The organism is Flavobacterium sp. LK-23, from assembly GCF_058135255.1.
This window is the reverse complement of the sequence record NZ_JBYUVT010000005.1, coordinates 250,170-262,135: the sequence shown is the minus strand read 5'-3', so window position 1 is coordinate 262,135 and position 11,966 is coordinate 250,170. Positions and strand designations below refer to the sequence as shown.

16 protein-coding genes are annotated in these 11,966 nt (G+C 31.4%); 14 read left to right on the top strand and 2 right to left on the bottom strand.

Annotated elements, in window-relative coordinates; all coding sequences use genetic code 11:
* Nucleotides 1-49: 49 nt before the first annotated feature.
* From AC3Y25_RS10480 to AC3Y25_RS10460, 5 genes are all read left to right on the top strand, one after another.
* Nucleotides 50-1,063, top strand: coding sequence for a CBS domain-containing anti-phage protein (locus tag AC3Y25_RS10480; RefSeq protein WP_489902709.1), 1,014 nt, complete (start codon nucleotides 50-52; stop codon nucleotides 1,061-1,063).
* Between the two features lie 200 nt (nucleotides 1,064-1,263).
* The gene (locus AC3Y25_RS10475) at nucleotides 1,264-1,743 is read left to right on the top strand and encodes a hypothetical protein (protein WP_489902708.1); all 480 of its coding nucleotides are present in this window, start codon (nucleotides 1,264-1,266) and stop codon (nucleotides 1,741-1,743) included.
* Nucleotides 1,733-2,236 (top strand): hypothetical protein, encoded by a 504-nt coding sequence (locus AC3Y25_RS10470; protein ID WP_489902707.1) that lies wholly within the window; start codon nucleotides 1,733-1,735, stop codon nucleotides 2,234-2,236. The genes AC3Y25_RS10475 and AC3Y25_RS10470 overlap by 11 nt, the downstream gene beginning before the upstream one ends.
* Nucleotides 2,237-2,323: 87 nt before the next feature.
* A complete protein-coding gene (locus AC3Y25_RS10465; RefSeq protein ID WP_489902706.1) occupies nucleotides 2,324-2,776 on the top strand; it encodes a hypothetical protein in 453 nt (150 codons plus the stop codon).
* A 201-nt stretch (nucleotides 2,777-2,977) separates the two neighbouring features.
* Complete coding sequence (locus AC3Y25_RS10460; protein WP_489902705.1) at nucleotides 2,978-3,562, top strand: hypothetical protein; 585 nt, start codon at nucleotides 2,978-2,980, stop codon at nucleotides 3,560-3,562.
* A gap of 200 nt (nucleotides 3,563-3,762) precedes the next feature.
* Here AC3Y25_RS10460 and AC3Y25_RS10455 read toward each other — a convergent pair whose 3' ends face one another.
* Nucleotides 3,763-4,086 carry a hypothetical protein gene (locus AC3Y25_RS10455; RefSeq protein WP_489902704.1) on the bottom strand — a complete coding sequence of 108 codons (324 nt, stop codon included), beginning with the start codon at nucleotides 4,084-4,086 and terminating at the stop codon, nucleotides 3,763-3,765.
* Nucleotides 4,087-4,225: 139 nt separating this feature from the next.
* On the opposite strand from AC3Y25_RS10455, the gene AC3Y25_RS10450 reads away from it, so the two are divergent.
* From AC3Y25_RS10450 to AC3Y25_RS10425, 6 genes are all read left to right on the top strand, one after another.
* The gene (locus AC3Y25_RS10450; RefSeq protein WP_489902703.1) at nucleotides 4,226-4,579 is read left to right on the top strand and encodes a hypothetical protein; all 354 of its coding nucleotides are present in this window, start codon (nucleotides 4,226-4,228) and stop codon (nucleotides 4,577-4,579) included.
* Nucleotides 4,580-4,896: 317 nt separating this feature from the next.
* Nucleotides 4,897-5,340, top strand: coding sequence for a hypothetical protein (locus AC3Y25_RS10445; RefSeq protein WP_427872673.1), 444 nt, complete (start codon nucleotides 4,897-4,899; stop codon nucleotides 5,338-5,340).
* A gap of 81 nt (nucleotides 5,341-5,421) precedes the next feature.
* Complete coding sequence (locus tag AC3Y25_RS10440) at nucleotides 5,422-5,817, top strand: hypothetical protein (protein ID WP_489902702.1); 396 nt, start codon at nucleotides 5,422-5,424, stop codon at nucleotides 5,815-5,817.
* A gap of 476 nt (nucleotides 5,818-6,293) precedes the next feature.
* Nucleotides 6,294-7,388 (top strand): serine hydrolase domain-containing protein, encoded by a 1,095-nt coding sequence (locus tag AC3Y25_RS10435; RefSeq protein WP_489902701.1) that lies wholly within the window; start codon nucleotides 6,294-6,296, stop codon nucleotides 7,386-7,388.
* A gap of 52 nt (nucleotides 7,389-7,440) precedes the next feature.
* Entirely contained in the window at nucleotides 7,441-7,680 is a 240-nt protein-coding gene (locus AC3Y25_RS10430) for a hypothetical protein (protein ID WP_489902700.1), read from the top strand.
* A gap of 20 nt (nucleotides 7,681-7,700) precedes the next feature.
* Nucleotides 7,701-7,973: a hypothetical protein gene (locus AC3Y25_RS10425; protein ID WP_489902699.1), complete on the top strand. Its 273-nt coding sequence runs from the start codon at nucleotides 7,701-7,703 to the stop codon at nucleotides 7,971-7,973.
* An 88-nt stretch (nucleotides 7,974-8,061) separates the two neighbouring features.
* On the opposite strand, the gene AC3Y25_RS10420 is transcribed toward AC3Y25_RS10425, so the two are convergent.
* Entirely contained in the window at nucleotides 8,062-8,433 is a 372-nt protein-coding gene (locus AC3Y25_RS10420) for a GreA/GreB family elongation factor (RefSeq protein WP_482500477.1), read from the bottom strand.
* 514 nt (nucleotides 8,434-8,947) lie between these two features.
* Between AC3Y25_RS10420 and AC3Y25_RS10415 the strand changes: the two genes are divergently transcribed.
* The 3 genes from AC3Y25_RS10415 (at nucleotide 8,948) to AC3Y25_RS10405 (ending at nucleotide 11,964) form a co-directional block, all read left to right on the top strand.
* Nucleotides 8,948-10,855 (top strand): S9 family peptidase, encoded by a 1,908-nt coding sequence (locus tag AC3Y25_RS10415; RefSeq protein ID WP_489902698.1) that lies wholly within the window; start codon nucleotides 8,948-8,950, stop codon nucleotides 10,853-10,855.
* Nucleotides 10,856-11,008: 153 nt separating this feature from the next.
* Nucleotides 11,009-11,503, top strand: a complete 495-nt coding sequence (locus AC3Y25_RS10410) for an SRPBCC family protein (RefSeq protein WP_489902697.1) — start codon at nucleotides 11,009-11,011, stop codon at nucleotides 11,501-11,503.
* Between the two features lie 32 nt (nucleotides 11,504-11,535).
* Complete coding sequence (locus AC3Y25_RS10405) at nucleotides 11,536-11,964, top strand: hypothetical protein (protein WP_489902696.1); 429 nt, start codon at nucleotides 11,536-11,538, stop codon at nucleotides 11,962-11,964.
* Nucleotides 11,965-11,966: the final 2 nt, after the last annotated feature.

Below are 11,966 nucleotides of genomic sequence, written 5' to 3'. Positions count from 1 at the left end.
AAAGAAATTATCAACCAATTTCTATACAAGTTAAAAAACAGTAAGATCCATGATGAACAAATTAGAAGCTTTCTTTTTAGAAATAAAAAAAAACAAGCAATCAAAAAGAATTCCTACCGCTACAATAACACAACTTTATGGAGTTTCCAGAAGAGGACCTAGAGTAATTTACACTGTAAATCTATGGTTGGAAAAATATGAACTTATTATGGAACCTAGTTATGCAAGCGCAAATGCATATCATAGTGTAGAAATAAAACTAAAACCAACTATCGGTATTAATTCTGAGCTCAAAAAACCTAAGTACTCGGATGCTATTCCTAGAGTTAGTATTATTAAATCTTCTGATCTAAACGATTCAGAAACTGGAGATTTTAAACTTGTTACTGTAAGAAAAGAAATGCCAATAGAGGAAGTTGTTTCCTTAATGCTATATCATAATTTTTCCCAAATCCCAATATTATCAAGTAAAAAGGATATTTATGGACTAGTAAGCTGGAAAAGTATTGGTAGAGCTCTAGCACTTGGCAAAACATGCAAAACTGTTGCTGACTGTTTTGAACCAATTGAATCTATCAATTATGACGAACCTTTATTCAAAGCAGTAAAAATAGTACTAGAAAAGGAAGTCATATTAGTTAGAGATTTTAAAAATGAAATATCAGGTATAGTAACTGCCACTGATATTGGTCAGCAATTTTTAATTCTTTCTGAGCCATTCCTTCTCATTGAGCAAATAGAAAACTCAATTAGAACTATATTGAATGATAAATTAACTTATGAGGACATTAATAAAGTTTTAGATCTAACAAAAATCGAAAAAGAAATAAAACATCTATCAGATTTGACTTTTGGGCATTATGTTAGAATATTTGAAAATGAAGATTTATTTAAAAAAATTGATGTCAAAATTGACAGGGTTTTACTTAGAAAAATGCTAACCGATGTAAACAAAATTAGAAATGAAGTAATGCATTTTAGTCCAGAAGAAATGAATGAAGATGATTTAGCAGAATTAAGGCGAATTCAACGTTTTATACAGCAAATAATGGAAAATATTTAAAACATTGCATCTCAAAAAAACTATAGTTTGAATTTGAAATCCATATCTATACCAATAGTACATAATATAATTTAGTAAAACAAAGCTATGAAAAATCATTTATCTTTTGTTTTGCGACTAAACGAACAATCTTTCTGGACACAGATTGCAAATCCGTGTTATCTAGGTATTTCCGCAACGGAATTAAAATATATTTACAAATGCCAAGGAATTTTACAATAAAAAGAAACAAGAAAAAACATATACGCATCTACAAACAAATTTTACGACTAAGATGCAAACCCAATCGAGTAACATTAGAAAAAGAAATGATAACTAGATGCAAATCAATCCGTAATATTGCAAAAAAAATAAAAATCCCTAACAATGATTTGCCTGCAACTATAATAGCCGCTGTATATAATCGGTGTTACAAAATAGATGAATGTAGAGATCTTGTTGAACCAATCGCTGAATCACTTAAAACAAGACTTTTACATTTAGGTCCTATAGGTTCCTATAATGGTATAAACAATATAGGGAGATGTGCTGAAAATATCACTGCGAACTATCTAATGCTTTTTAAAAAAGCTAAGAATATTCATGATATTGAATTTACTAAAGCATATAGACCGCGTACCGCAAGAGTAATAAAAAGATGTAATAATTGTATAAGTATTTTTGGAAATCATGGCATATAGTCTAGAATATCAATTAAATCATGATATTGATATTTTTCTTAAACTCTCTAACTTTTTAATTCATATTGCGACAGCAGGGGCAAAACTTCCACATGAATTAGCTGCGTTAGATGAAATGAACATTACTAATAAGTCTATAATTTTCAATTTAGAAAATGAAGTAGAAATTACAATTAATCCATATTTAGATGAGCTTTTACAATTTAAAGATACAAGAGAGCGAGATTTATATCTGACTGATTTTAAAAGAATTTCATCAAAAGGAATTATAACTTTTGATAAAACTATTATTGAAGATAGTACTGATCCTTTTTATCACGTCGTCGCATGGCCAACTTTTGGATATGGATTGGATAATTTTAAAATTGAGCCGCCAATTGAAACACCTGATTTTATATCTAGTAAAATTGATCAAAATATTCAAACTAATATTATAGATTCATGGAAGAATGATATAATTTACGACAAATTCGAATTATTAAAAAACATATAATAATGTAAAAATAAGTTTTCAAGGTGTATTTAGAATCATAACAAAGAAAACATCTTATTATTCCAAACATATTTAATTAAGTAAAAAATGACATTCAAAGAAAATTTAGAAAAATCTAAGATTATAATAAGTATTAGTGACAATAACCATTTAACTTTTAGCTTTGACGATTTTAAAAAGTTAAGAGATGAACCTTATTTTGAGAATTGTTGTGATATATTCTTGCATTTGAAAACACAATATTTAGATAAACTTTTAAATGCGGATTTTTACCCTTTGGCTCGACTTATTAATGAGCAAATATTTAATCACAAAATAAATTGGATAAATACATTTTCAATATTAGAAAAAGAAAATTTTGCTGAAGTTTATCGAGAAAGAATAGAGAAAAATGATGAAATAGATGTATTTGATAATATTCTAGAGGCAATAAACTTGGATGAAGAAATTAATTCAGAAATTGATAATATAAATTTCAGAAATGGTTTAATAGAAGGAGTGCGAGAACAATTAATTAAAGAAAATGTAATAAAAAAATAATTAAAAAAGACGTCTATCAATAGCCAACTTAAACCCGATAGCGCGGATTTGCAATCCGTGCCCACAACAGCAAGACACAATACAAATAATTTAAAAAAGTCAATCTTTTTTGTGCACGGATTGCAAATCCGCGCTATCGGGTAAAGTATATATTTGGTCTTTCATAAAAGAATAAATCCCACATATTTAAATTAAAAGAGTATGAAAATTGAAAAAACCGTTGGAATATGTATTACTATAATTATCTTATTTGTTTTATTTCACGTATCTCTATCTTTCATGGATTTTAAGCTAGATACAGATATCACGCCAATATATATTGACATAATTAATGCATTAGTTATTACCATACTGACAATCCAAGTCTACCATTACAACAAAAAAAAGGATGAATTAGATTTTAAAACAAAAACTCCATTAATATCAATTAGTCAAGAAGAATACAGTTCTGAATATATAATTCAAAATATAGGAGGAGGTCCCGCTTTGAATATTAGAATTTTGAGTGATTTAGATAGCGAAACCAAATTTTGGAAAAAAAATCTTATCGGATATGATTTATTCGGGAATAATTCTTTAAAATTAGACAATGAAAACAAAGAACAATATTTGATTACTTATAATGACATATATGGTAATTTATATTATTCATATATGAAGAATAACCATCTTCAATTTGGCTTTCTAACCTCTAGTGAAAAGAAATCGGCGAATGAAATTCAAAAAATGTGGAAATATGATAAGCAAGTAGAAGATTTTTCAAGTGGAAATACACCTTCTGTCTAACTTATCAAATTACCTCGCTGGTGCGCAAGATCAAACCAAAATCAAAAATTAATTCGTAATAAAATCAAAAATGAACGAGACTAAACCAAAAAAGAAAAATTGGCTCAAAATATTTATAGATAACTTACTTGATTTTATTCTAAAATAAAAAATATGCGCAAAAGTCTAAAAAACTTATTGCGCTTTTTTATTTCAAAAAATCACAACTGCGCCTTACACAAATCATCCAACAACTCCATTTCATCCTCAGGCAATAACTGCAAGGCAATTTCAAGCAAAGTCATTACATTGACATTATTGTCTTTTGTAAAACTCGACAAACCGTTTGCATCAGGATTGAGCAAAATAATACTTGCTTTTAGTAAATCTGAAACCATTAGATTTAATTCGTTGTATGAAGATACTTTTAGCGGTATTGTAAACGAGTTGGTTTCTTTTGGAACTGGTTTTAGTTTGCTGAAGTAGCTTCTTTTATTTATTAATTCTAACAATTCTTCGGTTCTTTCTTTATTTTGTGTTTCCATTGTTTTTAGTTGTTTTTCTTTGAAACGAAATTAGAAAGAATAGATTATTTTTAAGTGATTGTAAACAATCGAGTGTATACAACCGAATTTTAAACTTACACGAAATATCTTATATTTGAAAAAACTAAACCTATCCAAAATGAATAAGCTAATCAAACTAAATCTTGTTGGAGTGATTTTATTTCTTACTTCTTGTACTTCAATGTCTCCACTTCAAGTACATAACACACTTCCGACTTTAACCAAATCAAAATATATTACACGATCAGAAATAGAAACAAGTTATTGCAAACCTTTAACCAAAAATAGAAGCTACGTCGCTCCTATTGGAATAACACCAAAAAACGATTTGACAAATGCCGCTAAAGGAATAGATGAATGGGTTCAAATTGATGGAGGAAACGCGTACATTTTAAAAAGTTTTAATTGGGTTAATGTTGACCAAGAAACAACTCAACTTCATGTTGATTTTGATACTTTGCTGTGTGAATAAAATTGCACAAGCTTTAAAAATTCATCCAAGTGAATTCATTAAGGATTTGTAATCACGAAAAAGACTCAAATTGCAAATTAATCTTTGCGGAGCTACTTGCGAAGATTTCTCCTTACGTCGAAATGACAAAACTGTGTGGTTACAATGTGGAAAACCTTTGCGGAGCTTCTTGTGGAGATTTGCTTCGCCAGTTCGCTAACGCTCGGATCTCCTTGCGTCGAAATAAGTAACTTTTACAGAAATGACAAAATTATGAGAATAAGTAAAAAACCAGCTCATTATAACAGAAACACTAAAATTCCAAATCTTGAATCCAAATGATTAAATCTAAACTCAAGTCATTAATAGCCATCTTAATAATTCTCTTTGTTGTCTATCATATTGTTTCTTTTTTCTCTACTTTTCACTTTTATGCAGCAGGAAAATATCCGTATGCCGAAACGTATTATTTAAAATATCCCGAAAAGAAAGTCATTGAAACACTTGAAAAATTACATCTTCAAAATCCTGATTTTAAGGATAGATATCCCGAAGACTATTGGCATGATATTTATTTTGATCTAAATGGTAAAAGAATAGAAGCTTGGACAAGACCTTCTGCTGATAACGGAACAGATCTAGCTTTCGTGTCTGTATATAGAAATAGAGAAAACGGATGGCAATTAGTTAATCAGGATTTAGGCTTATTTTGGAATATAATGCTAAAACGAGAATTCGAAAAGAAAATAGTCAAAAGACTTGAAGCTGAGTTAGAGAAATAAAAACTTAAAAAATGACATTATTTCCCCCGCTAGTGCCAGCGTCTCGCTCGTGCACACAATCTTCACAAATTGAATACACTCATGAATAATGAACTAATGAAAATAGAAATTAACAAAAAGTATCAGTCAAGTTTAATCGCAGATACTGATCTTCATGCAGGTGGTTTGTTTTTTTGCATAATCTACCAAAATCAACTGGAGTTCTTTAAGAATGGTAAAGTTGAGCTAACAAAAAAGGTCGTTGATGCCTTTCGTCCTATGGATGAGCATGACATTAAACGTTTACAAAATTATAAGATTGTTGGAGATTACTCATTTAATGATAGAGGATATTTGGTTTGTAAGTTTGAGGATTTGTTTTGGACATTTACCGGATTGTCTACCGAAAAAGATAGTTCAATTATTCCCTTTAACATTTATGATAGCCGCTCACTAAATAAATGGGGAGAAGTTTATAAACTTGAAGAAATTATTTAGTGACAACCCTGAGGTGGCGCGAGCGTCCCGCTCGTGAACACAATCTACGTAGGAAGTCCATTTTCTCATTCTGTTTCCTTCTAGTTTTGTCATTTCGACGTGAGGAGAAATCTTCGCGAGTAACTCTACAAAGATTGGCAAGTATACTTTACGGAATTTCTAGTGTGATTTGCTTCGCCAGTTCGCTATCGCTCGAGTCTCGTTCCTCGAAATGACAAAACTTTGTGGAAAATCACTGCGGAGCTACTTACTGAGATTTCTCCTTACGTCGAAATGACAAAACTGTACGGATAGACAAAAACCAACCCTCATTAAATCAGCATTTTATCAAGAAATTTATAAATTAGAAAATACCAAAAACAAATTTACTAACTCGCTGCAGAATTCTCTTATATTTCGAAAAATATACCTACTTTACAAGTTCAAAAATAACCTTTGTACAATCTTAAAAAATAAAACTAATCTCAAGAAAACTAATGAAAGTAACCACCAGTATTTTTACGCTATTACTTATTTCCCAAATTACTTTTGCACAAACAGCTGCAAAAAAAATTGATTCGATTTTTCGTTCGATTGCTACTTATAATCCAGAAATAGCGATGAGCGTGGGATTTGTCGAAAATGGTAATACTACTTTTTTCAACTACGGAAAAATCAGCAAAGAAAGTACACAGGCCGTAAACGAAAATACTATTTATGAGATTGGCTCGATTACCAAACTTCTTACAGGAAATTTAATAGCGCAAGCCCACAACGAAGGCAAACTTAAAATTGATGATTTTATAGACGATTATCTGCCAAAAGAATATGTTTTATCAAACGAAATAAAAGGCAAGATCAAAATCTCAGATTTGGCTTCGCATCAATCTGGTCTGCCTAATTTTGATTTTAGAAAACTAATGGAAATTAATCCAAAACAGCCATTAGACATTACCAAAGAGAGTGTTCATGCTCTTATAAACGAAAATACAAAACTAATAGATTACGGAAGTTATCGTTATTCTAATATCAGTTATACGTTAATGGGAATGATATTAGAGAAAGTCTATTCAAAGAGCTTTGAAGATATATTGAAAGAAAAAATGCTTCTGCCTCTTAAAATGGAAAATACGCTGACTAGCAATTTTAATGTAAAAAATAAAGTTACAGGTTATGAATTTAATGGAATTCCGCAAGATTTTTTTAACTGGAATTATTTAATCGCTCCCGCAGGTCTTGTAAAATCGAATACTTCAGATTTAACAAAATTGCTAAAAGCTATTTTGTCGAATACTGGTGAAATCTCAAAAGCAACAGCAATTGCCGAAACCACGTTTTTTAAAAATACAGAAAGAGAAATAGGTTTTGGACAGCAGATGGAACGAGTTGCCGACGATGTTTATTTTTATAAAACAGGAAATACAATGGGATGTGCTACCATATTTGCCTACGATAAAAAAACGAACTGGGGAATGGTAATTTTGCTCAACCACAACAGTCCTCAATTAATTGGAGAGTTAATGGATGCCAATTACGAGCAGGTCTTTAAGAAAAAGGCTGTATCAAACAACACTAAAAAAATGCAGCTTTAAGTGTTGGATTAATAAAAATAAATCATGGAAAACTTCGACTGAACCGCTTAAAATGGATTTTGAACAAATAATAGCAGGACGAATTATTCTGGAGCTTTTAGGAGCTTCAGCAAGATTTCTTGGTTATAATTTATGGACTCTTTCTAACGACAATGATTTTAGAACATTTTCAAGTTTCTGGTCACCAAGCGGAAGTAGCCAAAAAAAAGATGATAATAGTAATCGAAATCATATGATTGGGGTTCTATTTTTGGGAGGTTTTATAATGCTGCTCATTATCTTTAATACCTAATTCAAAAACCATTCATTAAAATGGGATATCATTTTTATAATGCTGAAACAGAGATTTTATATCTCACTAATTCTAGCGAATACGATACTTTGTCGGTTTTTAAATTCTGCGCAAATAATCTTTACAGAATAAACGAAAGGGTTAAAAACGGAGAAACGATCAAAATCATTGAAAATATTGGCAAAGAATATACTAAAACGTATGTAATTGAAAATACGGTAGATTTTAAAAAATGGGTCGAAAAAATATACAACGGAGGTTTTGAAGATTATCTCGAAACTGGAATGAAATAGATTATTCTAAAATAGTATTCATAAAAAAAATCCCAAAAGAAATACTCTTTTGGGATTTTACTAAACTTAAAACGAAACGATAGTAAACCTACTCCTCTACTTTTAAAATCTCTAATTTGAGATTTCCTTTTTTAGCAGGCCATTCAACAATATCGCCTTCTTTGTAACCTACCATTGCAATTCCTTCGTCTGAAAGAACCGAAATTTTGTTTTTACTTGCTTTTGCTTTATCTGGACCAACTATGAGAATTGTTTTTTCTTCGTTATTGATATGATCTTTGTAAGTAACTTTTCGATCTATCGAAACTACATCTTCAGGCAGATTTTTTCGCAATACTTGCGTAGCATGTTTTAGCTGGCCTAATAAAAGTTCTTCTTCTTGTATGGTTACTTTTTTTCTTCTTACGTGATCTTTAATTAAATCGTATGTTCCTGTTGTTAAAATTATATTTTGCGACATGACTTTCTTGTTGGTTTCATTTTCTCTAAAATAGGACACAACTCTTCAGTGAATAGCACGCAATACGAACTACTCAGTGATATCCTATCCTGAATAAAAATGAGATTAAATAATAAAAATTAATAGTGAAAATATCCCCTGTCTAGAGTTGTGACAGGGCTAAAGAAATAAACTCTTTTGAGCTTTTTAAGAAAGTATCGTCATGCAAATACAATAACGTGCACATTAAGCACATTAAAGAACTGTTTATTAAATAAAAATTTGCAGTGACCATTATAATATCAAATTATCTCGGCAATATACGCCTTTTTTATCTTACAAAAAAATGAAGCGTCAAGAGAACTCGCTTTAATTTTCTAGTGTAATCCAAATAAAGCAGCAAAATAATTTAACTCCATTTATATTGCAAACTTTTTCCTATTTTTGATTTGATAAAAAACAGATTATCAATACCATTAGAATATATTCCCCAGAGTAGTTTTATAATTCATCAATCACCAAAAACAAACCAAACATGATTAAAAAATCCATTTTATCCATTTTAGTTCTTTTGGCAATCACTTTAAATTCCTGCAAACAGGAGCCAAAAGAAACACCTGCCCCATTAATTGATGTCAAGACTTTCTTCAAGAATGGAGAAAAAAGCTCTTTCAAAATTTCGCCCGACGGAAATTATTTTAGCTATCGTGCCGATTATAAAGGAAAAACCAACGTTTTTGTTCAGAAAGTAAATGACACTAAAGCAGTTCGTGTAACCAACGACACTTTGCGAAGCATTTTCAATTATTTCTGGAAAGGTGACCGAATTATATACGCACAAGACGTAGGCGGAGACGAGAATTTCCAACTCTTTTCGGTAAAAACGGATGGAACCGATTTAAAAGCATTAACGCCTTTTCCGGGTGTTAGAAGTGACATTATAGACGCACTAATTGACGTTCCAGGCAAAGAGAAAGAACTAATTGTACAAATCAACAAAAGGGTAAAAGAGTATTTTGATCCTTATCTTTTAAATGTCGAAACTGGAACTTTGACACTGCTTTACAACAACAAAGAAAATTTTGACGGATGGGTTACAGATAATAATGGCGTAATTCGTCTTGCTTCAAAAACGGACGGTGTAAACATTACTTGGAATTATCGAAATTCTGACAAAGAATCTTTTACGCCTCTTATTACGACAACTTTCAAAGATTTCTTTTCTCCTGCTTCTTTTGACAAAGACAATAAAAACATTTATGCGCTGAGTAATATTGGCAAGGATAAAGTGGTTTTGGTTGAATACGACCCGATTGGCAAAAAAAATGTAAAAGAATTATTTGCCGATCCTAAATATGATTTAGATGCGGTTAATTACGATCGAAAAAAACAAGCCTTGACTTCTGTAACTTGGGAAGCCGAAAAACAAGAAGAACATTTTTTTGATAAAGAATGGGAGGCAATCAAAAACAATCTGAAAAAGCAGATTGAAGGTTACGAAACTGAAATTGTAAACTACGACGATGCCAGAACCAAAGCTATTGTTTGGGCTGGAAACGATAGAACTCCAGGAAAATACTATATATACGATTTCAAAACTACAAAAGTTAAAGAAGTTGCGAATCCGTTTCCTTGGATCGAAGAGAAACACATGAGCCATATTAAACCTATTACGTATAAATCGAGAGATGGCCTTGAAATTCACGGCTATTTAACGCTTCCGTTGGGAGTGGAGCCTAAAAATCTGCCTGTCATTATCAATCCTCATGGCGGTCCTTGGGCAAGAGATGGCTGGTATTATAATCCAGAAGTTCAGTTCTTGGCAAATCGCGGTTATGCTGTCTTACAGATGAATTATAGAGGAAGTACCGGTTATGGAAAGGAATTTTGGCAATCTAGTTTTAAACAATGGGGTAAAAAAATGCAAGATGACATTACCGATGGTGTCGAATGGCTGAAAAAAGAAGGCATTGCAGACCCGAATAGAATTGCTATTTATGGCGGTAGTTATGGTGGTTATGCAACGCTTGCCGGAATCACTTTTACACCAGATTTATATGCAGCTGCAGTAGATTATGTGGGCGTGAGCAATTTGTTTACTTTCATGAATACGATTCCGCCTTATTGGACACCTTATCTGGATCAGTTTCACGAAATGGTTGGCGATCCTAAAAAAGATAGTTTGCTGTTGGCCTCTGCATCGCCTGCATTACATGCAGACAAAATAAAAACGCCTTTGTTTATCGCACAAGGAGCAAACGATCCAAGAGTAAATAAAGCCGAAAGCGACCAAATGGTTGAAGCGCTGAAAAAACGCGGTGTCGTTGTAGAATACATGGTTAAAAATGACGAAGGACATGGTTTTAGAAATCAAGATAATCGTTTTGATTTTTATGGTGCCATGGAAAAATTCCTAGACAAACATTTGAAACAAAAGAAATAAACAATAGCAAACCTAAACTTAAAAGCTGCAGAGAAACATTTTCTGCAGCTTTTTTTCTGAAATAAAAAGTAAGAAGAAATAGCTTACATTTGTTTTAATCAATGTTTTAATTTTAGATCTCTTTCCTCTAACCTCAAAATACTATAAACCATAATGAAAAACTTCGATTGGACTTCTTTCACCAAAAAAATAGCCGTTAAAGCTCAACTTTCAGATATTTACGATGCTTGGACAAAAGCGAATGAGTTAGAAAAATGGTTTCTCGAAAAAGTATCTTTTTTTGGAGCTAATCAGGAATCTATAAGCAAAGACAAAAACGCAGAAAAAGATAATACATACGAATGGCTTTGGTATTTGTATGATGATGCTATGTCAGGAAAAATCGTTTCTGCCAATGGAATTGATCAACTGCAATTTACTTTTGAAGGAAACTGTCTTGTAGATATTAATCTAAGCCAGAAAGACGATTATACGATTGTAGAGCTTCGTCATTATAACATTCCGACAGATGATCATGCGAAACAATACATTAGATTGGGTTGTTCCAACGGTTGGCATTTTTATCTCACAAATCTAAAATCGGTTTACGAAGGTGGATTAGATTTGAGAAATAAGGATCTTAATTTGGATCCGATGATTAATAATTGAAAAAATGCATAACAACCAATAAAACCAAACCAATGAAATTACTAATCACCTCTTTTCTTTTAATTCTTACCTTGACTTTATCCGCACAATCCAATCCGATTGCGGGTGAATATTCCCATTCACTTTCTGAAAAAGAAAAACACACAATCGAATATAAACTGACTTTAAACCCAGACGGAACTTTTCTGTTTCATTCGTATTCGAAAATACAAGGCGGAAATTCAGCGGAAGACAATAAATACGGAAAAGGAAAATGGAGTGCAATAGACAATCTGATTACTTTTTCAGCAAACAAAAAAGAAGATTTTGACTCAAAATATACTTTAGATTTCAATAATTCAACCGCTAGATTTATTGCTAAAAATCCGAGAGATAAAAGCGATAAAGTTGTTAAGACCAAACTTCAATTTTTAGAATCGGAAATTTTCTGGATGAAGAGTGTAGATGTTTTTAAATTATAAAT

Coding starts and splice junctions, on each gene's coding strand:
- AC3Y25_RS10480 (WP_489902709.1), top strand. CDS start 50: ATGATGAACAAATTAGAAGCTTTCTTTTTAGAAATAAAAAAAAACAAG.
- AC3Y25_RS10475 (WP_489902708.1), top strand. CDS start 1,264: ATGCCAAGGAATTTTACAATAAAAAGAAACAAGAAAAAACATATACGC.
- AC3Y25_RS10470 (WP_489902707.1), top strand. CDS start 1,733: ATGGCATATAGTCTAGAATATCAATTAAATCATGATATTGATATTTTT.
- AC3Y25_RS10465 (WP_489902706.1), top strand. CDS start 2,324: ATGACATTCAAAGAAAATTTAGAAAAATCTAAGATTATAATAAGTATT.
- AC3Y25_RS10460 (WP_489902705.1), top strand. CDS start 2,978: ATGAAAATTGAAAAAACCGTTGGAATATGTATTACTATAATTATCTTA.
- AC3Y25_RS10455 (WP_489902704.1), bottom strand. CDS start 4,086: ATGGAAACACAAAATAAAGAAAGAACCGAAGAATTGTTAGAATTAATA.
- AC3Y25_RS10450 (WP_489902703.1), top strand. CDS start 4,226: ATGAATAAGCTAATCAAACTAAATCTTGTTGGAGTGATTTTATTTCTT.
- AC3Y25_RS10445 (WP_427872673.1), top strand. CDS start 4,897: ATGATTAAATCTAAACTCAAGTCATTAATAGCCATCTTAATAATTCTC.
- AC3Y25_RS10440 (WP_489902702.1), top strand. CDS start 5,422: ATGAATAATGAACTAATGAAAATAGAAATTAACAAAAAGTATCAGTCA.
- AC3Y25_RS10435 (WP_489902701.1), top strand. CDS start 6,294: ATGAAAGTAACCACCAGTATTTTTACGCTATTACTTATTTCCCAAATT.
- AC3Y25_RS10430 (WP_489902700.1), top strand. CDS start 7,441: ATGGATTTTGAACAAATAATAGCAGGACGAATTATTCTGGAGCTTTTA.
- AC3Y25_RS10425 (WP_489902699.1), top strand. CDS start 7,701: ATGGGATATCATTTTTATAATGCTGAAACAGAGATTTTATATCTCACT.
- AC3Y25_RS10420 (WP_482500477.1), bottom strand. CDS start 8,433: ATGTCGCAAAATATAATTTTAACAACAGGAACATACGATTTAATTAAA.
- AC3Y25_RS10415 (WP_489902698.1), top strand. CDS start 8,948: ATGATTAAAAAATCCATTTTATCCATTTTAGTTCTTTTGGCAATCACT.
- AC3Y25_RS10410 (WP_489902697.1), top strand. CDS start 11,009: ATGAAAAACTTCGATTGGACTTCTTTCACCAAAAAAATAGCCGTTAAA.
- AC3Y25_RS10405 (WP_489902696.1), top strand. CDS start 11,536: ATGAAATTACTAATCACCTCTTTTCTTTTAATTCTTACCTTGACTTTA.